Genomic DNA, 19,808 nt, shown 5'->3' on the forward strand with positions numbered 1-19,808 from the left:
CGGAGCGAGTCGATTGATCAGGAGCGCGAGCATGAGGGTTGTCCTGGCAGGTGGCGGCACAGCAGGACACATCGAACCCGCCCTGGCACTTGCCGACGCCTTGCGCCGGGAGGACCCGGGCGTCCAGGTGACCTGCCTGGGCACCGAGCGGGGTCTGGAGACCCGCATCGTGCCGCAGCGGGGTTACGAACTCGCACTCATCCCGCCCGTGCCGCTGCCTCGTACGCTCACACCCCGCCTGCTCACCGTGCCCGGCCGCCTCGCCGGCGCGATCAACGCCGCGGCGGCCATCCTCGACCGCACGCAGGCCGACGTGCTCGTCGGCTTCGGCGGCTACGTCGCGACCCCCGGCTACCTCGCCGCGCGCCGCCGGAAGATCCCCATCGTCGTCCACGAGGCGAACCCGCGCCCGGGCCTGGCCAACCGTCTCGGCGCACGCTTCACCGACCACGTGGCGGTCGCCTCGCCGGAAACGCCGCTGCCGCACGCCGCGGTGGTCGGCATCCCGCTGCGCCGCGAGATCGCCACGCTCGACCGGCTCGGCATGGGCGACAAGGCGCGAGCCCACTTCGGCCTGCGCTCGGACCTGCCGACGCTGCTGGTGTTCGGCGGCTCGCAGGGCGCCCGCTCGCTCAACCGGGCGATCGGCGAGGCCGTTCCGCAACTCAGGCAGGCCGGCATCCAGATCCTGCACATCGTCGGCCCGAAGAACCTCGCCGAGCCGGAGTTCACCCCCGACGACCCGGCCTACATCATGCTGCCGTACTGCGACCGGATGGACCTCGCCTACGCCGCCGCCGACTTCGCCATGTGCCGGGCCGGCGCCATCACGTGCGCCGAGCTGACCGCGGTGGGGCTGCCCGCGGCGTATGTCCCGCTGCCGATCGGCAACGGCGAGCAGCGGCTCAACGCCGACCCGATCGTCAAGGGCGGCGGCGGCCTGCTCGTCGAGGACAGCGAGCTGAGCGCCGACTGGATCCGCGCCAACGTCCTCCCCATCCTCGGCGAACCCGAGCGGGTCGCCCAGATGTCGGAGGCCGCCGCCCGCATGGGCCGCCGGGACGCCGACGTCGCCCTCGCCCGCCTGGTCGCCCAGGTGGTCGCGCAGTCCCCGGGGACGCACGCATGAGCCTCGTCGCACCGGTCGAGATCCTCCCCGCCGATCGGCTGGGCAGGGTCCATTTCGTCGGGGTCGGCGGGGCGGGCATGTCCGGGATCGCGCGCATCATGCTCGGTCGCGGCATCCCGGTCTCCGGCAGTGACGCCAGGGACTCCGACCTGCTGACCGAGCTGCGTGAGCTCGGCGCCACGACGTACGTCGGGCACGCCGCCGAGCACGTCGGCGACGCCGCGACGGTGGTCGTCTCCACCGCCATCCGCGAGACCAACCCGGAGCTGGCCGCCGCCCGCGATCGCGGCCTGCGCGTGCTCCACCGGGCCGCGGCGCTCGCGTCGCTGATGGCCGGTCGCCGCGCCGTGGCCGTGGCCGGCACCCACGGCAAGACCACGACCACCTCGATGCTGACCGTGGCCCTTCAGCACGCCGGCGCCGACCCGTCGTACTGCATCGGCGGCCAGCTGGTCACCACGGGGCTCGGCGCCGGCGAGGGCTCCGGTGACCTGTTCGTCGCGGAGGCCGACGAGAGCGACGGGTCGTTCCTCATGTTCACGCCCCACGCCGCGATCGTGACCAACGTCGAGGCCGACCACCTCGACAACTACGGAGGCTTCGAGAAGGTCAAGGAGACCTTCGCCGACTTCGTCGGGCGGATCGAGGCGGGCGGCCTGCTCGTCGTGTGCGCCGACGATCCCGGGGCGCGCTCGCTCGGTGAGGAGGGCACCCGTCGCGGGCTCACCGTGCGGACCTACGGCGAGGCCGCCGACGCCGACTACCGCGTCGAGGGCTTCACCCCCCGCGGGCTCGGCTCGCGGTTCACCGTGGCGGGGCGGGAGTTCGCGCTCACCGTGCCGGGCCGCCACAACGCCCAGAACGCCGCGGCGGCGTACGCCGTGGCCGTCGAGTTGGGCGTCGACGCGGCCGCCCTCGCCGAGGGCCTGGCCGGGTTCGGCGGGGCGCGGCGCCGTCTCGAGCCGAAGGGCGAGGCCCGCGGCGTCAAGGTCTTCGACAGCTACGCCCACCACCCGACCGAGCTCGCCGCCGACCTGAGCGCCACCCGCGACTACGTCGAGCAGCTCGGCGGCGGACGCATCGTCGCGGTCTTCCAGCCGCACCTGTTCAGCCGGACGCGGTTCTTCGCTACGGAGTTCGGCGCGGCGCTCGGGCTCGCCGACGAGGCGGTCGTCCTCGACGTCTACCCGGCCCGCGAGGACCCCATCCCCGGGGTGACCGGTGAGCTGGTGGCCAAGGCCGTCCCCCACGAACGGGTGACGTACGAACCGGACGAAAACGCGGTGGCCGCGCGTGTCGCGTCCATGGCCGTCCCGGGGGACGTCATCATCACGATGGGTGCCGGGGACGTGACCAGGCTCGGACCGGAGATCCTCCGGCTGCTCGGCGCCTGAGCGGCCGTCTCCGGGGGCACCACGCGCACTCCCCGTGGTGCGGCCCTGGAGCGAGTGAGGAGGCGTGACCATGGACGCCGAGGCCACCTCGCGGGCCGGGGGGAGCCGTCCCCCCTCAGGCGGTGCGCCCGGAGCGGAGACGGACTCGCCGGACCGGCCGCCGCCCGCTCGGCGTCGTCCCAACCGGTGGAAGGTGCTGTTCGTCGGGCTCTTCGTGGCGGGGGTGCTCGGCACGGCGACGTGGGTGCTGCTGGGGTCACGGCTGCTCGTCGTCCGGCGGATCGACGTCACGGGCGAGCGGCTCGTCTCGCGCGACGAGGTGATCGCCGCGGCACGGGTGCGCCTGGGGGAGCCCCTGGCCAGACTCGACACCGGTGTCGTCCGCGACCGTGTGGAGGCGGTGCAGGCGGTGGAGACCGCCCACGTCGAACGCCGGTGGCCGACGACGGTCCGGATCGTCGTCCGGGAGCGCACGCCGATCGTCGTGGTTCAGCGCGACAACCGGTTCCTCCAGATCGACCGGTACGGCGTGACCGTTCTCACGTCCGCCGCCCGTCCGCGCGGGCTGCCGGTGCTGAACGTGGCGAATCCCACGCAGAGCGATCCGGCGCTCCGGGCCGGTCTGTCCGTCCTCCGGGCGCTGCCTCCGTGGCTCGGCCGGCGCGTGGCCGGCGCGGAGGTCCTGTCGCCGGAGGCGGTCACGTTGCGGCTGGCGGACGGCGTCACCGTCGTGTGGGGCGCTCCGGAGCGCGGGCCCGACAAACTCCGGTTGCTGCACGGCCTGCTGGGCGACTCGCAGCAGCGCGGGGTGAAGACGATCGATGTCAGCTCCCCCGAGGTCGTCACCACCAGTTGACGCGATCCCCAGTTTGAAAGGCTGGGGCTTCAGTCCGTGCCGTTTCATGCGGCACCTCTGTGGCTTCCTGCTTCGACGGGCTGTGCCACCTGGTGGGGTGGTCTTACTTGCCCTCCACCGGGACGGCTTGCGCCGTCCCGCCCACTGATGTGGGAGGCGTTTAGCCTCTCCGCCCGTCCGGCGGCGAGGATGTTCTTGGCTGCGTTGGCGTCCCGGTCGTGGACCGCCCCACACGGGCAGGCCCATTCCCGGACGTCCAGCGGCATGGACTGCCGGGCGGTACCGCGGTCCGAACACAGCTTGGAAGAGGGGAACCACCGGTCGATCCGGTGGACACTCCGCCCATACAGACGGGCTTTGTACTCCAGCATTCCGAGGAACGATGACCAGCCGGCGTCGTGCACGCTCTTGGCCAACCGGGTGCGTGCCAGTCCCTTCACAGCCAGGTCTTCCACGTAGATCGCTTGGTTCTCGCGGATCAGCTTCGTGGAAAGCTGGTGATGGAACTCCCGGCGCGCGTCGGTGACCTTCGCGTGCTGGCGGGCCACGGCCAAGCGAGCCTTGTCCCGGTTATTCGATCCGGGCTGTTTGCTGGCTAGTGCCCGCTGCAGCCGTTTGAGTTTCTTCTCCGCCCGGCGCAGGAAGCGCGGGGAGTCGATCTTCCGCCCGTCCGACAGGACCGCGAAGTGAGACAGGCCCAGGTCGATCCCGGCCTCGTCCTCGACCGGCGGGAGGAACTGCTCGCCGACCTGGACCACGAACGAGGCGAAGTACCGTCCGGCCGCGTCCTTCACCACCGTCACGCTGGACGGTTCGGCCGGTAGGGAGCGGGACCAGCGGACCGCCACATCACCGATCTTCGGCAACCGCAGTTTCCCACCAGGGGTGATGGCGAAGCGGGCGTTCTTGGAGAAGCGGATCGCCTGCCGGTTGTCCTTCCTTGACCGGAAGCAAGGCGCGGCCACCTTCGGCCCCTTCCGTTTCCCGCCCAGAGAAGCGAAGAAGTTCCGGTAGGCGGCGTTCAGATCGGCCAGCGCCTGCTGAAGCACCACAGCCGAGACCTCGCACAGCCAGACCCGCTCGGGAGTCTTCTTCGCCTCGGTGATGACCCGCTTGGACAATTCCCCATCGCAGATGTATGGCAGCCCGGCCGCGTGGGCGTCCCGCCGGGCACGCAGGCCGTCGTTGAACACCACCCGAGCGCACCCGAACGCCCGGGCCAGTGCGACACGCTGCCCGGGGGTCGGGTCAAGGCGATAAGCGTATCTTAACTGCATAGTGCCGCATCATACCGCGGCCTGCATCTCGGCGAAACGGTTCGGCGCGTCACGTGCCCACGGTGGGGCTGGTAGGGCGCCGGGTCCGGGGATGCAGGGACGCCGGATGCAGGAGTACGGAGGCGATCGGCCCTGACCGCATCACCGAGTGGCGAACGATCCCCGGTCGCGGGACACTTGTCTCTGCGCGGTGGGAACGGCGCGCACCGGATCGGATGAAATGGGATGACTGGGGTGTCGCGCGACACGCCGGTGTGCTCAGGGCCGGGTTAGTTGACCCTGCAGTGGGGCGCCCCTACTGTCCGTATCAGCCCTAGGTTGACATAACTGTAAGTCTCAACTTGAGGGTGAGGGTTCCGGCCCGCCAATGTACGTGAATTCAGGAAGAAATACCGGAACGGTGTCACGCCGACCGGTTCGATAGAGCGAGCGGAAGGGCCCCTCGTCGTGGCAGCACCGCAGAATTACCTGGCGGTCATCAAGGTCGTCGGCATCGGCGGCGGCGGCGTCAACGCCGTCAACCGAATGATCGAAGAGGGGCTCAAGGGTGTCGAGTTCATCGCGATCAACACGGATGCCCAGGCGCTGCTGATGAGCGACGCCGACGTCAAGCTCGACGTCGGCCGTGAACTCACCCGCGGCCTCGGCGCGGGCGCCAACCCCGATGTCGGGCGGAAGGCGGCCGAGGACCACCGTGAGGAGATCGAAGAGGTGCTCAAGGGCGCCGACATGGTCTTCGTGACCGCCGGTGAGGGCGGTGGCACCGGCACCGGCGGCGCTCCGGTGGTGGCCAACATCGCCCGGTCTCTGGGCGCGCTCACGATCGGCGTGGTCACCCGCCCGTTCAGCTTCGAGGGCAAGCGGCGCGCGATGCAGGCCGAGGCCGGCATCGAGACGCTCCGCGACGAGGTCGACACGCTGATCGTCATTCCGAACGACCGGTTGCTGTCGATCTCCGATCGCCAGGTCAGCGTGCTCGACGCGTTCAAGGCGGCCGACCAGGTGCTCCTCTCCGGTGTTCAGGGCATCACCGACCTGATCACGACGCCCGGTCTGATCAACCTCGACTTCGCCGACGTCAAGTCGGTCATGTCGGGGGCCGGTTCCGCGCTCATGGGCATCGGCTCCGCGCGCGGGGACGACCGCTCGGTCGCCGCCGCCGAGATGGCGATCTCCAGCCCGCTGCTGGAGGCCAGCATCGACGGCGCCCACGGCGTCCTCCTGTCGATCTCCGGTGGGTCCGACCTCGGGCTCTTCGAGATCAACGAGGCCGCGCAGCTCGTGTCCAACGCGGCCGCGCCCGACGCGAACATCATCTTCGGCGCGGTCATCGACGACGCCCTCGGCGACGAGGTCCGCGTGACCGTGATCGCCGCGGGCTTCGACGAGGTCAGGCCGGAGAGCGCCCCGGCGCCCCAGGCCGAGCCGAAGCGGATGTCACCGGGCCGCCCGGCCGTGGCGACCCCGCCCGTGACGCCGCCCCGGCCGGTGACCCCACCCTCGCCGCCACCACCGGCGCCACCCCGCGTCGCGGCGATCCCCGCGCCGGCACCCGTCCCGCTGCCCACGTCCACTTCGCACCGGGAGCCCGGCCCCACCTCGGCGGTGGGAGACGCCAAGTCGGCGGAGGCGAAGCAGGACCAGCCGAAGGCGGACCCGCCCAAGCCGGAGGACGCCAAGCGCGAGCCGTCGGCGGGCAAGCCGGCCGACGGCGACACCGGAGCGACGCCGCCGCGTCCCGCCTCGGGCGAGACGGCGGTCCGCCCTAAGGTGCCGCGTCCGGCCAACGAGCCGGCCGCGGCGCGCCTCGGCACCGACCCGGTCCGCCGTCGCCCCGTCGTCTTCGACGAGGACGACGACCTGGACGTCCCGGACTTCCTCAAATAGCGATGCCGAGCCGTGAAGACCAGCTGGCCGCCAACCTCGCGGCCGTCCGCGAGCGCGTCGCCAAGGCCTGCGCCGCGGCCGGCCGGTCCGCCGACGAGGTGACCGTCATCGCGGTGACGAAGACCTTCCCCGCCTCGGACGTACGCCTGCTGGCCGGGCTCGGCGTCACCGACGTCGCCGAGAACCGTGACCAGGAGGCGTCCGAGAAGGCGGCCGAGTGCCGCGACCTGCCGTTGACCTGGCACTTCGTCGGGCAGCTGCAGACCAACAAGGCTCGCTCGGTGGTGTCCTACTCCGACGTGGTGCACTCCATCGACCGAGAGCGCCTCGTGACGGCGCTGTCGGGCGCGGCGGTCCGTGCCGACCGGTCGATCCGCTGTCTCGTCCAGGTGGCGCTCGACGACGCCGAGGGCCGGGGCGGGATCCGGTCCGACGGGATGCCGGCGCTGGCCGACGCGATCGCCTCGGCCCCCGGCCTCACTCTCGCGGGCGTGATGGCGGTCGCGCCGCTGGGCGGAGATCCGGCCGCGGCGTTCGCCCGGCTGGCGGAGATCGCCGCGGCGCTGCGGACGGCCCATCCCGAGGCGAAGATGATTTCTGCCGGAATGAGTGGCGACATGGAAGAAGCGATCGCGTGTGGCGCGACACACGTCCGTGTCGGTACGGCGTTGCTCGGAGGACGACGGGCAATCGTCAGGTAATGTCCCCAGCGTGGACCTTGGCGTCCGCGTTCAAACGTAACGATCAGCGAGCGGAAGCTTCCCGCAGGGATCTCCTGTCGGCGGACGACGGAGGGGGCGTATGGCCAGCGCGATGCGCAAGATGGCGGTCTACCTCGGCCTCGTGGAGGACGACCGCTACGACGACGATTACGATGATTACGACGTCTATGACGACGAGGCCGCCGAGCGGCGTCGGCTTGAACGCGGAACCGACGACTCGGCAGGCCAGCCTACCGGAGTCCAGGCGCCCGCCGAGGAGGAGCAGAAGCCGTTCGGTCCTGAGCGGCGGCCCCCAGTTGGGGAGTCAACCGTGTCCGACCTCGCTCGTATCACTACGCTTCACCCCAGGACCTACAACGAGGCCCGCACGATCGGAGAGCACTTCCGGGAGGGGACCCCGGTGATCATGAATCTCACCGAGATGGTCGACAGTGACGCCAAGCGTCTCGTCGACTTCGCCGCTGGTCTCATATTCGGCCTGCACGGAAGCATCGAGCGTGTTACGAACAAGGTGTTCCTGTTGTCCCCAGCCAATGTCGAGGTGACCGCCGAGGACAAGGCCCGTATGGCAGAACGAGGGTTCTTCAATCAGAGCTGACAGCCGCAAGCGAGAGTGTTCGTGAATCTTGGAAATTATCTGAGCATCCCGCTGTACCTCTTCCTGCTCTTCCTCATCGGCAGGATGGTCTTCGAGACGCTCCAGGCGTTCGCCCGGTCGTGGAGGCCCAGAGGGGTGGTGCTGGTGCTGGCGGAGGCCACATACACCGTGACCGACCCGCCTCTCAAGCTCCTGCGCCGTTTCATCCCGTCCGTCCGGCTGGGTAACGTTGCACTCGACCTGAGCTTCACGGTTCTCTTCTTCGTGGTCTGGTTCTTGATCATCATTGTCCAGCCGCTCTGATCGGGTACCGTCCGTTCGGGGACAGACTCCAAGCGCGCCAAGGAGACCAGATGCCGCTGACACCCGCGGATGTGCGGAACAAGCAGTTCAGTACAACCCGGCTCCGGCCGGGATACGACGAAGAGGAGGTCGACGCGTTCCTCGACGAAGTCGAGGCTGAGCTCGACCGGCTCATCCAGGAGAACGAGGAGCTGCGCGCCAAGCTGGCCGAGTGCCTGCGCGGCAAGGTCCCGGCGATGGCCGCTCCCATCGTCGAGCCCAAACCGGAGATCGCGCATCTGCCCGAGCCGCCCAAGCCGCTGGAGCCGAAGCCCGAGCCCGAGCCGATGATGGGCGGCCTCGGCATGGCGCCCGTCCCGCAGGCTCCCCCTCCGCCGATGGCCACGCCCGGCGAGGACAACATGGACACCGCCGCCCGCGTGCTCGCCCTGGCGCAGCAGACCGCCGACCAGGCGATCGCCGACGCCCGCCGCGAGGCCGACGAGACGTTGGGGCGTGCCCGGCGTGAGGCCGAGGACATCCTCGGCAAGGCCCGCCGGCAGTCCGAGCAGATCGTCAGCGAGGCCCGCGCCCGCGCCGAGTCGCTGGAGCGCGACGCGCAGGAGCGCCACCGCCAGGCCATGGGCTCGCTCGTCCAGCAGCGCGAGGAGCTCGAGCGCATGGTCGACGACCTGAACGCCTTCGAGCGCGAATACCGCAGCCGTCTCAAGGCCTACCTCGAGGGCCAGCTGCGCGAGCTGGAGGCCGGCAGTCACGCCGGGCCGTTCGGCGTCGGGCCGGGCAACACGGGTCCGCAGCCGGCACAGCCCGCCGTCGCCCCTCCGCCGCCGCACCCCGAGATGCAGCGCAACGGTCAGCCGAGCGTCGGCCCGGGCAACACCGGAGCGAACCCCTTCCCGCAGCCGCCGCAGGCCGAGCCGCAGCACGCTCAGCACGGCGCCACCGGAAGCTTCCACACCGCCGACAACCCGCACGACCGGCGCTGATCCAGGCCACGGGATTTCCGGCCGGTGGTTTGCGGCCGAAATCAAGTGGTAGCCGGTTGGAGGCGGCCGAACCGGCCGAAGTTGCGCTAGCGTTGCTGCGCATCTCCGGTACGACGGTTGGTTGGTAGAGGGAGACCTGTGTGATCATCCTGAGTGGCGTGCTCGTCGTCCTGGCGATCGCTCTCCTTGTGACGGGCATCGTCACGGGCAACACCGGGCATGAGATTCTCGGTCTTGACGGGCTGAAGCTGATCTACGTGTCCATCGGGGTCAGCATCGTCTCCGCCCTCTTCCTCGCCGTCGGGGTGTTCCTCCGCCGCAAGGAGCTGTTCGGCACCACCGTGGCCCCGGCGAACGCCAAGGCGTCCGCTGGCAGGGCGACCGCCAGGCCGGTGAAGGCCAAGGCGAGGGTCGGAGCGGGAGAGGACGCGCCCATCGTTCCGGCGGCGTCCGCGACCGCGACCGACGTGCCCGCCGAGACGACCGTCTACGTCGTCCCGGGCCGCAAGAGGTACCACCTGGAGACCTGCCGTCAGCTCGCGGGCCGGGACAAGGAAGAGCTCACCTTCGTCGAGGCGCGTGAGGAAGGCTTCACCGCCTGCACCGCGTGTCTGCCCGACACCGCCCTCGCCGCGCGCGCGGCCCTCACCGACAGCGAACCCGTCGACGACCGGCCCGCGGAGACGCCCGCGGCCGCGGACACCGACACCAGGCCGCAGAGCGCGGCCCTCGAACCGGTCGAGGTGACCCGGACCGACATCCCCGTCACCCGGGAGGCGCCCACCGTCGAGCGGCCGTCCGCCGAGGAGCGCGACGCCCTTGCGGCCGGTGCGGCCACGACCCGCGAAGGCGGGGCGACCGGGCAGCCGGAGACGGACGGCGGCGACGCCGAGTCCACGATCGTCGAGCCGGCCGAGCCGACGAGCTCGGACCGCACGGACGAAGGCGCCACCGAGTCGCTCGTCGAGCGATCGAGACGGCGCAGCCGGTCGCTGTTCGAGCCAGTGGAGCGCGTGGAGAGCGACGCCGCGGCGGAGAAGACCGACGACGACGTCGCGGAGTCCGAGCGGGAGCCCGCCGAGCAGGCGAACGACGAGAAGGTCGAAGCCGCATCCCCGGACACTGGGCACCCGGACGACGAGCCCGCGAAGGCCGAGGACGAGATCGAGGTCGCGGAGCCGCAGGGCGACCCGCACGGTGGCACCGCCGAGACCGCGGACGCCGGGTCGGCGACGCCCGAGACCGCCGAGCGCGCGGGTTCTGAGCGTGAATCCTCCCAGGCCCCGGAGACCGAGCTCGCGGACACCGAGGCGCGGGACACCGAGGCGGACGACGCCGAGGCCGCCGGATCCGAGCCCGAGGCCGTCGAGGCCGAGCCCCTCTCCTCAGACGCACACGACGAGCGTGGCGAGGACGACGAGCACCACGAGGAGCCCCTCGAAGACGAGGCCGCCCCCGAGTCGGCGGCCGTGGACATCACCGGCACGGAAGACGCCACCGGCACGGAAGACACCACCGACACGGAGGACGTCACCGGCACCGAGGACGCCACGGACGACGGCCGTGACGCCGAAGCCTCGACGTCGTCGACGGAGTCCTCCGGTGACACGGACGCCGAGGAGAAGGCGCAGCCGGGGGCCGACTCCGGCGACGCCACGGCCTCGGCCTCGGCCACGACGACCGTGCGCATCCTGAGCGGCACCAAGCGCTACCACCGGCCCGACTGCGCCTTGATCGAGGACATCGCCGACGACGCCGACGACCTGGAGACCCTGTCACGGGAGGAGGCACGGGAGCGCGGCTGCACCCCGTGCCTGGTCTGCCAGCCCGACGACGAGTCGACTACTCGGCCCTGACCGACCCCGGGTTTTTGGGCTCTGGTCCTGAGGCTCCCCGGGGATTGCCGGCTGCGGTAGCGGGGGCGCATCTACCGGCCCCGGCTATGTGGGGGCGGGGCATGTTGACGAATACCCACGCCGAGCGTGCGTGGTTGCGTACGTTGAACCCGGGGACGAGGTCGGCGAGCTCGCTACTGACGGCGACCTTGGGGAGAGCGGCGCTCAGCGGTCTCGCTGCTGACGCCGTAGCTGGCGCTGCTGCTCCCGGAACTCGCGGTGGACCGCGCGCTGCTTCTCCCGGAACTCCCGGTGGAGATGCCGCTGCCGCGTGTGGAAGTCGCGCCCGCCGATCTCGCCCGAGCCCGCGGACGCGTCCGCGGCCAGGCGCTTGACGTCGATCCCGCTGAGCAACGCCATCCCTGTGAGCCGGATGACCGGGGCGTCCGCGCCCACCGCGTCGTCAGGCGGCAGTGAGCAGCCGCCCAGGATGGAGGCCACGGAGCTGACCACCCGCACTCCCGGGGGAACGGTGATCGAAACGCCGCCGAGGATCGCGACGACGTTGATGTTCACCTCGCGTTGCGCCAGCACCGCTTGGCGAAGGTCGAGTTCGACGCCGCCGAGCACGGAGACGACGTTGGTCTGCGGCTCGACCAGCCAGCGTCCCTTGCGCTCGGCACCGCTGAAGATCGCCACTAGGTTGGGTGAGCCCGCCTGCGGGGCGGGCAGGTCGTCGCGCACCACGGGCGCGGGCCTGCTCCCGCCGGTCGCCGGGAGATCCGCGACTATCGGCGCCAGCTCGGCGTAGGTCTTCGCCTGATACACGGCGTCGAGGCGTTCGGAGTGCTCATCGGGCGTGAGTCGCCCCTCGGCGAGGGCCTCGCGTAGTTGGTCGGCGATCCGGTCGCGGTCGGCGTCCGACGCGCGCATTCGCCCGGGATCGGCCTCAACGGGCTTGTCGGGAAGGTCCACGCCAGCATCATTCCGCACCCGACCGGCCGCGGCCACCCGCCGCGATCCCCTCCCTGACCGATCCATGCCCCCGGGCCGGGGCGGGAGTGGCCGGGCCCGGGCGGAAGGTCGCGCCCGGGCCCTGGGGTGGAGGTCGCGCCCGGGTACGGCCGGTGGGCCGGACGAATCCGGCCGACCGGGCCACGCTGATCTCCAAGGCCGTTCGGAGGGCCCGGCGGGTCGGCCCCGGTTCCGATGGGCCGGCACCGATCCTGGCGGGTCGGCACGGGTCCCGACGGGTCGCAGGAGAGATCGGCGCTGGTCTCGGTGGGTCGGCCCCGGTCCTGGCGGGCCGGCATGGATCCCGACGGGTCGCACGAGTCCCGGGGGATCGGCGCCAATCCTGGCGCGTGGGCGCCAATCCTGGCGCGTCGGCGCCGGTCCCGGTGAGTCGGCGCCGGTCCCGGGGGATCGGCGCCGGTCCCGGGGGATCGGCGCCGACCTCGGGGTGGCCGGCCGGAGGGTCAGGCGGAGCGGCGGAGCCAGAAGGTCAGGCGCAGGTCCTCGTCGCGGACGGCCGGCAGGTCCGACTCGGGCTCGCCGTCCTGCCACGTGTCCGCGAGGACCTCACCGGCGACCTCGTCGCCGTGTTCGCGCAGCGCGGCGGCGAGGTCGGCGTCGCTGGTCCGCCACCACAGGTCGATCCGGTCGGAGATGTCCAGGCCGCTGTTCTTGCGGGCGTCCTGGACGAGGCGGATCACCTCGCGGACGAGACCGGCGCGGCGCAGCTCCGGCGTGACGGTCAGGTCCAGCGCGACCGTCTCGCCGGCGGCGCTCTCCACCGCCCAGCCGCTTCGCGGCCGCTCGGTGACGATCACGTCGTCCGGCGTCAGGTCCACCTTCCCGACCTCGGCCGCCTCGACGGCGAACGTGCCGACGTCGCGCAGGGCGTGGACGAGCCCGGCCGCGTCGGCCGAGGTGACGGCCGCCGCGACCTTCGGGGTCTGCTTGCCGAACCGCTTGCCCAGCTCGCGGAAGTTCGGCTTGACCTGGTACTCGACGAGTTCGCCGCCGATCGAGGCGAGCGTGTCGAAGCCCTGGACGTTCAGCTCGTCCGCGATCTGCCCGCGCAGCTCGTCGGGTAGCGACGCCCAGCCCGCGGCGCCGACGAGGGCGCGGCCGAGCGGCTGGCGGGTGCGGACGCCCGAGGCGGCCCGGGCGGACCGGCCGAGCTCCACGAGGCGCCGGACGAGAGCCATCCGAGCGGACAGCGCGGGGTCGAGCAGCGTCTCGTTCACCTCCGGCCAGGTCGTCAGGTGGACCGAGTCGGGGTCTCCGTCGCGCCGCAGGACGTCCCAGACGTAGTCGGTGACGAACGGGGCGATCGGTGCCATGAGCCGCGTCAGCGTCTCCAGGCACTCGTACAGGGTGGCGAAGGCCGCGGCGTTCTCGCCGTCCCCGCCGTCCTCGGGCCCCTCCCAGAAGCGGCGCCGGGAGCGGCGGACGTACCAGTTGGACAGGTCGTCGACGAACTCCGCGAGGCGGCGGCCCGCGGCGGCGGTGTCGAAGCCCTCCAGCGCGGTGTCCACCTCGCGCACCGTACGGTGCAGCTCGGCCAGGATCCACCGGTCCAGCAGCGGCCGGTCGGCGTGCGCGGGGGCGGGCGCGCCCGGTGTCCAGCCCGACGCGTTGGCGTACAGCGCGAAGAACGACGCGGTGTTCCAGTAGGTCAGGAGGATCTTCCGGACGATCTCCTCGAGTGCGGTGTCACCGACGCGGCGGGCCGCCCACGGCTGGCCGGCGGCCGCCATGTACCAGCGCAGGGCGTCGGCGCCGTGCTTGTCCATGAGCGGGATGGGCTCCAGGACGTTGCCGATGTGCTTGCTCATCTTCCGGCCGTCCTCGGCGAGGATGTGGCCGAGGCAGACGACGTTCTCGTACGACGACCGGTCGAAGACGAGCGTGCCGACGGCCATCAGCGAGTAGAACCAGCCGCGGGTCTGGTCGATGGCCTCGCAGATGTACTGCGCGGGGTAGGCCGCCTCGAAGGTCTCGTTCTGCCGGTGCGGCGCGCCCCACTGGGCGAACGGCATGGAGCCGGAGTCGTACCAGGCGTCGATCACGTCCGGGACGCGGCGGGCCTCCTTGCCGCACTCCGGGCAGGCGAAGACGACGTCGTCGACGTACGGACGGTGCGGGTCGAGCGTGTTCAGGTCCTGCCCGGCGAGCTCGCCGAGCTCCTTGAGGGACCCGACGCAGGTCGCGTGGTCGTCCTCGCACAGCCACAGCGGCAGCGGCGTGCCCCAGTAGCGGCTGCGGGACAGCGACCAGTCGACGTTGTTCCGCAGCCACTCGCCGTAGCGGCCCTCCTTGATCGTTTCCGGGAACCAGTTGGTGTGCTGGTTCTCCTCGAGGAGGCGGTCCTTGATGGCCGTGGTCTTGATGTACCAGGCGGGCAGCGCGTAGTAGAGCAGCGGAGTGTGGCACCGCCAGCAGTGCGGGTAGCTGTGCTCGTACTGCTCCACGCGGAACAGCAGGCCGCGCTCCCGCAGGCTCTCGACGAGGCGCGCGTCGGCGTCCTTGAAGAACACGCCGCCCACGAGCGGCACCGACAGGTCGAACCGGCCGTCCGGGTTGATCGGGTTCACGATGGGCATGCCGGCCGCCCGGCAGGCCGCGAAGTCGTCGGCGCCGAAGGCGGGGGCCATGTGCACCAGGCCGGTGCCGTCCTCGGTGGTGACGAAGTCGGCGCCCAGTACGCGGTGCGCGTCGGGGATCTCCACCAGGTCGAACGGCCGACGGTAGGAGGTGCCGACCAGGTCGGAGCCCGCGACGCGGGAGACGATGTGCCAGCCCTCGCCGAGGACGCGGGCGAACAGCGGCTCGGCGACCACGACGCGGCCCGGCTCACCGGAGCGGGCGGCGACGACGTACGTGACGTCCGGGTGCACCGCGACGGCGGTGTTGGAGACCAGCGTCCAGGGCGTCGTCGTCCAGACGAGGAGGTCGGCGCCCTCGAGGGGCCCGCCGGCGATCGGGAACCGTACGGTCACCGACGGGTCGGTGACGGTCTCGTACCCGCCCGGCTGGCCGAGCTCGTGGTCGGAGAGGGGAGTGCCGCAGCGCGGGCAGTACGGGCTGATGCGGTGGTCGCGGACGAGCAGGCCCTTGTCGAAGATGACCTTGAGGGACCACCAGACCGACTCGACGTACTCGGGGTCCATGGTGCGGTAGGCCTGGGCGAGGTCGACCCAGTAGCCCATGCGCTCGGTCATCGACTCGAAGGCGTCGACGTGGCGCAGCACGGACTCGCGGCAGCGGGCGTTGAACTCCGCGACGCCGTACGACTCGATGTCGCGTTTGCCGGAGATGCCGAGCTCTTTCTCGACGGCCACCTCGACGGGCAGGCCGTGACAGTCCCAGCCGGCCTTGCGGCGGACGCTGTAGCCCTTCATCGTCTTGAAACGGGGGAACAGGTCCTTGAACACGCGCGCCTCGACGTGGTGCACGCCGGGCATGCCGTTCGCGGTCGGCGGTCCCTCGTAGAAGACCCACGGGGGGCCGGCCTCGGTCTGCTCCAGGGACCGCTGGAAGACCTTGCCCTGCCGCCACCGGGTCAGGACCTCGCGCTCCAGCGCGGGCAGGTCGACCTGGGTGGGAAGGGTACGCAGCCTGCCGCGCCCCGTCTCGGGCGTGGCCTGCGGCTCGTCAGGCATTCGGGTGCACCTCCGGCGTTCACGAACTGGCACGTGTACCGGAGGGACGAGGCGTTGCAGCCCCGCGGTACCACCCTCCTTGGCCGCTCCTGGGAAGGGGAACGACCCGCTCATTGCGGTCGGCTGCCGGATCTACTGGGCCTGATGGCCGTTCTGCCGGCGGCTACGGGGTGATCAGACCGCCACGCCGGCCCCCGGACTCGCACCGTCTCCGGGTCGCTCATGGCTGCGTACGGCGGCAGGTGTCCCCATCAACGCCTTGCCGATAGCGACGATAACGCACAGGGGCGGGTGACTTCTTCCCGATCAGGGAGCGGAGGCGGCCACGGGGTGGTTTCGGTCGGCCCGGGGAGGTCAAGCGCGGGCAATGACACGCCAGGGGAAAGTGCCGCTCTGGTGGCGTGATGGGCGATATGCGGAGTGTGACAACCGCTGGTCATTTGCCGTCTGGCGAACCGCGACCTATGCTGCCCGCACTGCCGAAAAACAAGATCAGCGCGAGGGGGCCCACATGGACGGTACCACTGGTGCGGGAGATAAGAATCGCACAGCCGAGGCGCCCCGCGCATCACGCTCCGGGCCGCGTCACCGGTCGGCCAAGGCTCAGCAGATCTCCACGGCCACGGCGCAACGGCTCCCGGTCCGCGAGGGGGAGGACCGCTGGACCAGCACCGAGCTGTCCGAGGTCCGCGATCGGTTGCAGGTGGAGATGGGGGAGCTGACCACCGAGATCGCGACGGCCGAGTCGCAGATCGCCGAGCGCATCCACGACGCCGCCGAGGGCGCGGGCGACGATCAGGCGGACGCGGGGGCCAAGACGTTCGAGCGTGAGCAGGCGATGGCGCTGACCTACAACGCGCGTGACCTGCTCGCCCAGAACGAACGCGCGATCGTCCGGATCGATCAGGGCACCTACGGGGTGTGCGAGTCGTGCGGCCAGGCGATCGGCAAGGCGCGCCTGCAGGCCTTTCCGCGTGCGACCCTATGTGTGAGATGCAAACAGCGCGAGGAGCGTCGCTGAGCGACGCCATGAACCCAGAGCAAGAAGTCGCCGCACGGCCACGGCGCATCGGCGTGCTCGTCGCCGTCGCGGCGGCCGCCCTCGCCGTCGACGCGATCAGCAAGGTCATCGTCGTGGCGATGCTGCAGGACCATTCGCCCGTCGAGCTGCTCGGCGGGCTGCTGACCCTGCGGGTGATCCGGAACAGCGGTGCCGCCTTCAACATCGGTATCGGCATGACCTACGTCTTCACCGTCATCGCGACCGGGGTCGTCGTGGCGATCCTGCGGTACGCCCGGCGGTTGCGCAGCCTGCCCTGGGCCGTCACCCTCGGCCTCCTGCTCGGCGGTGCCCTGGGCAACCTCGCCGACCGGATGCTGCGGTCCCCGGGGCCGCTGCGCGGGCATGTCGTGGACTGGATCGAGCTGCCGCACTGGCCCGTGTTCAACCTGGCCGACTCGGCGATCGTGTGCGGCGGGGCGCTCGCCGTCGTGCTGGCCTCCCGCGGACTCCAGGTGGACGGCACCGTCTACCGCGACGGCGGTGAGAAAAGCGACGCCGCGAAGAGCGGCGATCCCGTGAAGGACGACGGATCGGCCGACGACGGCGGCCAGGCCAACGACGGCGGCCAGGCGAAGGACGACGGCCCGGCGAAGCCCGTCAAGGGCCCGGCCGAGCACGAATCCGCCGATTCCGCGGCGCCGGCGTCCGCCGGGCCAGGCGAAGACCGCTCCGCGGCCGACGGTGGCGTTCCGGCCGGCCGGAACGCCGACGGTTCCGCCCCGCGCGACGAGTCCTCCTCCGACGACGGCCCGACCGCGCCAGAGGCCTCCGTCCCGGATGCGAAGCACTGATGGGCGAGCATCGCGGCCTGCCCGTGCCCGACGGCCTGGAGGGGGAGCGGCTCGACGCGGCGCTGGCCCGGCTCTTCGGGCTGTCGCGCACCCGCGCGGCCGAGGTCATCGCGGCCGGTGACGTCCTGGTCGACGGACGCGCAGCCGCCAAGTCCGACCGCATGCAGGCGGGCACCTGGCTCGAGGTGACCCTCCCGGCGCCGCCGTCCGCGCCGACGCCGCAGCCGGAGCCGGTTCCGGGCATGACGATCCTGTACGAGGACGCCGACATCGTCGTCGTCAACAAGCCGATCGGTGTCGCCGCCCACCCCACGACCGGCTGGACCGGCCCGACGGTGCTGGGCGGCCTGCTCGGCTCCGGTCACACCATCGCCACGAGCGGCGCCGCCGAGCGTCAGGGCATCGTGCACCGCCTGGACGCCAACACGACCGGGGCGATGGCCGTCGCCAAGAGCGAGATCGCCTACTCCCGGCTGAAGCGCGCGTTCAAGGAACGGACCGTCGACAAGCGGTACCACGCGCTCGTCCAGGGACACCCGGACCCGCTGCGCGGCACCATCGACGCGCCGATCGATCGGCACCCGTCCGGCGACGGCCGGTGGGCCGTGGTGGCGGGAGGCCGGCCCTCGGTCACCCACTACGACACCATCGAGGCGTTCCGGGCGGCCAGCCTGCTCGACATCAAGCTCGAGACCGGGCGCACCCACCAGATCCGCGTGCACATGTCGGCGGTCCGTCATCCCTGTGTCGGGGACCTGCTCTACGGCGCCGACCCCACCCTGTCCGCCCGGCTGGGGGTGACCCGGCAGTGGCTGCACGCGGTCCGTCTCGGATTCGAGCACCCGACGCAGGGCCACTGGGTGGAGTTCGAGAGTCCCTACCCGGACGACCTGGCGCGAGCCCTCGACCTGGTCGCCGCCGAGTCCTGACCTCTTCGCCGCGCCGGGCGGAGACGGTGCCGATCTCGCGGCCGTGACCGGCATGCGGGGCGAGGGTGGTTCCGGAACGCCTGGCTCCGCCACGCCGGTGGCGGCCTCCAGGTTCCGGTCGTCGCGCAGGCAGCCCCGGATCGAGACGTATGGGCGGTTTCCGGGGTGGGATCCCGCGGTTCGTCCAAGCGAAGGGCGCGTGCTCGGCGAAGTGTTCAGCGCCGGTTGCGGATGGCGCGAAACCCGGCACGATGCATGCCGTGAACGAGACGACGCAGCTCAACCTGGACGGCCGGCGGTTCGCCATGGTCAGCTCGACGGCGAGCCGGGTGGATCCCGACGCGCCCACCCGGTTCGACTACCGGGAGGAGGACGGCGTGATCTGGGGTGGCTACGAGGGTGACACGGTGCTGCACGGGCGGTTCGTCGGAGTCCGGCGCCAGGACGAGATCGAACTCAGTTACGTGCACCTGACCAGGGACGGCGACTCGCCGGTGGCCGGGCGCAGCACCAGCCGCATCGAGCCGCTGCCGGACGGGCGGCTCCGACTGGTCGAGGAGTTCACGTTCGACGGGGACGACACGCCGCAGGTCAGCGTCTGCGAGGAACTCCCCGCCTGAGAGCGGCCGGCCATGGGCACCGGATCGGCGCCCCACGGCCGGCGCCCGTCGCCGGTCGCCGGTCGTTCTAGAGCTCGCTCAGGCCGGCGCGGCCGGCGTCCGCGCGCACGAATCGCGTCATTCCCAGTGGCATCGAGTCGGCGCCGGGGGCGGCGTCCGACGGCTTGGGCAGCGGTCGCTGATCCGAGGGCAGGACGTACGGGCGGCGCAGCACCTCGTCGAGGATGAACACCGTCTCGGTCGCCTTGACGGCCGGGATGCTCGCCAGCCGATGCGTGACGAGGTGATGCACCGTGGCCACGTCGGGGACCCTGATCTGGATCATCGCGTCGTGCTGGCCGGTGGTGATCGCGCAGTACTCCACCTCGGGCATCAGCGCGAGCTGGTTCCGGAACTGCCGCCACATCTGCTGGCGGACGGTGACGAAGACCAGTGCGCACACGCCCAGCCCGCTGCGGACGTGGTCGACCTGGGCGGTGAACCGGACGATCACGCCGTTCGCCCGCAGGGCCTCGAACCGGCTGTAGGCGTTGGCGCGGGAGATGCCCACCTGCTGTGCGAGGGCGGCGATGGAGATCCTGCCGTCCTCGCGCAGCACGTCCAGCATCCGGACGCTGACGGCGTCGAGGCCGGGAGGGATTTGTCCAGGCCGCCACTCCCCAGACGACGGTCCGTCCGACGTTTCGGCCATGATCTCGCGCCCCCTGAGCAGTTCATCTCGACTTTCGCGGTGTTTGTGGACACCATT

At 71.4% G+C, this 19,808-nt stretch carries 17 protein-coding genes; 13 read left to right on the forward strand and 4 right to left on the reverse strand.

All coding sequences use genetic code 11. The features are described 5' to 3' along the window. Window positions 1–31: 31 nt before the first annotated feature. The 3 genes from murG (at window position 32) to NE236_RS12690 (ending at window position 3,379) form a co-directional block, all read left to right on the forward strand. Window positions 32–1,129 carry an undecaprenyldiphospho-muramoylpentapeptide beta-N-acetylglucosaminyltransferase gene (murG, locus tag NE236_RS12680; protein ID WP_252842110.1) on the forward strand — a complete coding sequence of 366 codons (1,098 nt, stop codon included), beginning with the start codon at window positions 32–34 and terminating at the stop codon, window positions 1,127–1,129. Continuing rightward, a complete protein-coding gene (murC, locus tag NE236_RS12685) occupies window positions 1,126–2,523 on the forward strand; it encodes a UDP-N-acetylmuramate--L-alanine ligase (protein ID WP_252842111.1) in 1,398 nt (465 codons plus the stop codon). Before murG ends, murC begins: the two co-directional genes overlap by 4 nt. Before the next feature lie 70 nt (window positions 2,524–2,593). Then, window positions 2,594–3,379, forward strand: coding sequence for a cell division protein FtsQ/DivIB (locus NE236_RS12690; protein WP_252842112.1), 786 nt, complete (start codon window positions 2,594–2,596; stop codon window positions 3,377–3,379). 44 nt (window positions 3,380–3,423) lie between these two features. On the opposite strand, the gene NE236_RS12695 is transcribed toward NE236_RS12690, so the two are convergent. Next, entirely contained in the window at window positions 3,424–4,656 is a 1,233-nt protein-coding gene (locus NE236_RS12695; protein WP_252842113.1) for an RNA-guided endonuclease InsQ/TnpB family protein, read from the reverse strand. 447 nt (window positions 4,657–5,103) lie between these two features. On the opposite strand from NE236_RS12695, the gene ftsZ reads away from it, so the two are divergent. The 6 genes from ftsZ to NE236_RS12725 all read left to right on the forward strand — a co-directional run bounded on the left by ftsZ (window position 5,104) and on the right by NE236_RS12725 (window position 11,008). Next, window positions 5,104–6,543: a cell division protein FtsZ gene (gene ftsZ, locus NE236_RS12700; protein ID WP_252842114.1), complete on the forward strand. Its 1,440-nt coding sequence runs from the start codon at window positions 5,104–5,106 to the stop codon at window positions 6,541–6,543. Window positions 6,544–6,545: 2 nt separating this feature from the next. Then, entirely contained in the window at window positions 6,546–7,244 is a 699-nt protein-coding gene (locus tag NE236_RS12705) for a YggS family pyridoxal phosphate-dependent enzyme (protein ID WP_252842115.1), read from the forward strand. Window positions 7,245–7,344: 100 nt separating this feature from the next. After that, the gene (locus NE236_RS12710; RefSeq protein ID WP_252842116.1) at window positions 7,345–7,863 is read left to right on the forward strand and encodes a cell division protein SepF; all 519 of its coding nucleotides are present in this window, start codon (window positions 7,345–7,347) and stop codon (window positions 7,861–7,863) included. 21 nt (window positions 7,864–7,884) lie between these two features. Next, window positions 7,885–8,166 carry a YggT family protein gene (locus tag NE236_RS12715; RefSeq protein WP_252783080.1) on the forward strand — a complete coding sequence of 94 codons (282 nt, stop codon included), beginning with the start codon at window positions 7,885–7,887 and terminating at the stop codon, window positions 8,164–8,166. 50 nt (window positions 8,167–8,216) lie between these two features. Next, window positions 8,217–9,152 carry a DivIVA domain-containing protein gene (locus NE236_RS12720; RefSeq protein ID WP_252842117.1) on the forward strand — a complete coding sequence of 312 codons (936 nt, stop codon included), beginning with the start codon at window positions 8,217–8,219 and terminating at the stop codon, window positions 9,150–9,152. A 140-nt stretch (window positions 9,153–9,292) separates the two neighbouring features. Further along, window positions 9,293–11,008, forward strand: a complete 1,716-nt coding sequence (locus NE236_RS12725) for a hypothetical protein (RefSeq protein ID WP_252842118.1) — start codon at window positions 9,293–9,295, stop codon at window positions 11,006–11,008. 204 nt (window positions 11,009–11,212) lie between these two features. Here the strand turns inward: NE236_RS12725 and NE236_RS12730 are convergent, their stop codons facing one another. Together NE236_RS12730 and ileS are read right to left on the reverse strand one after the other, a co-directional pair. Beyond that, a complete protein-coding gene (locus NE236_RS12730; protein ID WP_308209086.1) occupies window positions 11,213–11,962 on the reverse strand; it encodes a DUF1707 SHOCT-like domain-containing protein in 750 nt (249 codons plus the stop codon). Between the two features lie 503 nt (window positions 11,963–12,465). Next, window positions 12,466–15,657 (reverse strand): isoleucine--tRNA ligase, encoded by a 3,192-nt coding sequence (gene ileS, locus NE236_RS12735; RefSeq protein WP_252842119.1) that lies wholly within the window; start codon window positions 15,655–15,657, stop codon window positions 12,466–12,468. 610 nt (window positions 15,658–16,267) lie between these two features. On the opposite strand from ileS, the gene NE236_RS12740 reads away from it, so the two are divergent. From NE236_RS12740 to NE236_RS12755, 4 genes are all read left to right on the forward strand, one after another. Further along, a complete protein-coding gene (locus NE236_RS12740; protein ID WP_252842204.1) occupies window positions 16,268–16,678 on the forward strand; it encodes a TraR/DksA family transcriptional regulator in 411 nt (136 codons plus the stop codon). A gap of 8 nt (window positions 16,679–16,686) precedes the next feature. Then, window positions 16,687–17,511, forward strand: coding sequence for a signal peptidase II (gene lspA / locus NE236_RS12745; protein ID WP_252842120.1), 825 nt, complete (start codon window positions 16,687–16,689; stop codon window positions 17,509–17,511). Beyond that, window positions 17,511–18,440, forward strand: coding sequence for an RluA family pseudouridine synthase (locus NE236_RS12750; RefSeq protein ID WP_252842121.1), 930 nt, complete (start codon window positions 17,511–17,513; stop codon window positions 18,438–18,440). The genes lspA and NE236_RS12750 overlap by 1 nt, the downstream gene beginning before the upstream one ends. Before the next feature lie 260 nt (window positions 18,441–18,700). Continuing rightward, window positions 18,701–19,060 (forward strand): avidin-fold protein, encoded by a 360-nt coding sequence (locus NE236_RS12755; protein WP_252842122.1) that lies wholly within the window; start codon window positions 18,701–18,703, stop codon window positions 19,058–19,060. Between the two features lie 67 nt (window positions 19,061–19,127). Here the strand turns inward: NE236_RS12755 and NE236_RS12760 are convergent, their stop codons facing one another. Further along, window positions 19,128–19,751, reverse strand: coding sequence for an Lrp/AsnC family transcriptional regulator (locus NE236_RS12760; RefSeq protein WP_252842123.1), 624 nt, complete (start codon window positions 19,749–19,751; stop codon window positions 19,128–19,130). Between the last annotated feature and the right edge of the window lie 57 nt (window positions 19,752–19,808).

Origin of the sequence: Actinoallomurus purpureus (assembly GCF_024055795.1) — a bacterium.
GTDB classification, from domain to species: Bacteria; Actinomycetota; Actinomycetes; order Streptosporangiales; family Streptosporangiaceae; genus Actinoallomurus; species Actinoallomurus purpureus.